Annotated in this window: 2 protein-coding genes; both read right to left on the bottom strand. The window is 56.8% G+C overall.

Going from position 1 to position 849, the window contains the following annotated elements:
* Window positions 1-183 precede the first annotated feature (183 nt).
* Window positions 184-528: an IS66 family insertion sequence element accessory protein TnpB gene (gene tnpB / locus HZR81_RS23655; RefSeq protein WP_004423345.1), complete on the bottom strand. Its 345-nt coding sequence runs from the start codon at window positions 526-528 to the stop codon at window positions 184-186.
* Complete coding sequence (gene tnpA / locus HZR81_RS23650) at window positions 525-815, bottom strand: IS66 family insertion sequence element accessory protein TnpA (RefSeq protein ID WP_004423344.1); 291 nt, start codon at window positions 813-815, stop codon at window positions 525-527. Before tnpA ends, tnpB begins: the two co-directional genes overlap by 4 nt.
* Window positions 816-849 lie beyond the last annotated feature (34 nt).

Here is an 849-nt window from a genome sequence, read left to right as displayed (position 1 = left end):
ACCTGCTTCTCGGACTTGGGGCCGAACAGCTGCTTCTTGAACCAGTCCAACTGCCGCTGCATGACCTGTAGCTGCTCACGCAACAGGGCATTCTCCTCGGCCAGTACCGAGTAGGAAGGGGCGTTGGAATAGGACGCGGAAGCCATTGAATTCATGGCCGATATTATACCGGAACACAACCCGCTACGTGCCCCGAAAACGCTTGAACTGACGGTACTTTTGCACCTCGATACCGTCAATCAGCAACTGGAGATCAGTCAGGTTTAAGGGGCGCTGTCCCGAAGAAGACGGCCGTACCCGGAACTGCCCCTGCTCCAGTCGCTTGGCCCACAGGCAGTAGCCCGTGGGCGTGAAATACAACATCTTCATTTGGGTCTTGCGACGGTTAACGAAGACAAAATACTGCCCGCTGAGCGGATCTTGCTTGAGTTGATTGCGGACCAGAGCGCTCAGCCCCCGGAAGGATTTGCGCATATCCGTGGGCTCGGTGCACAGCCAGATCCGGGCCTGGCTATCCAGACCGATCATCTGATCTGGCTCAGCCTTAGCTCAACACCATTACCCAGGCTCAGCACGATATTCCAGCCGCTTCCGGGAGAGGCCGAGTCATCCATCAGCGATGACAGATCCAGGAAGCTGGCATAACCAGAATCCGCAGCCTCACCGACCGGCTGACTCAACAGGCGCTTGCGCCAACTACAGAAGCTGGCATAACCGAGTTTGTGCTCCTTGCAGAACTGCGTGGCCGACAGGCCGCTGTCACGCTGCTGACCGATTAGGACTTGCCACTGTTCTGCGGTGCGGTGTTTTCTCATGGAAATAACCTCGCGTTGTTGAATGCGAGGTCAC

Source organism: Pseudomonas sp. LM13, assembly GCF_041381355.1.
GTDB lineage: Bacteria > Pseudomonadota > Gammaproteobacteria > Pseudomonadales > Pseudomonadaceae > Stutzerimonas > Stutzerimonas frequens.
This window is presented reverse-complemented; position numbering and strand designations above follow the sequence as displayed.

What these genes read in the sequence shown, in the direction of transcription:
- tnpB (WP_004423345.1), bottom strand. Translation starts at nt 528, where the DNA reads ATGATCGGTCTGGATAGCCAGGCCCGGATCTGGCTGTGCACCGAGCCC.
- tnpA (WP_004423344.1), bottom strand. Translation starts at nt 815, where the DNA reads ATGAGAAAACACCGCACCGCAGAACAGTGGCAAGTCCTAATCGGTCAG.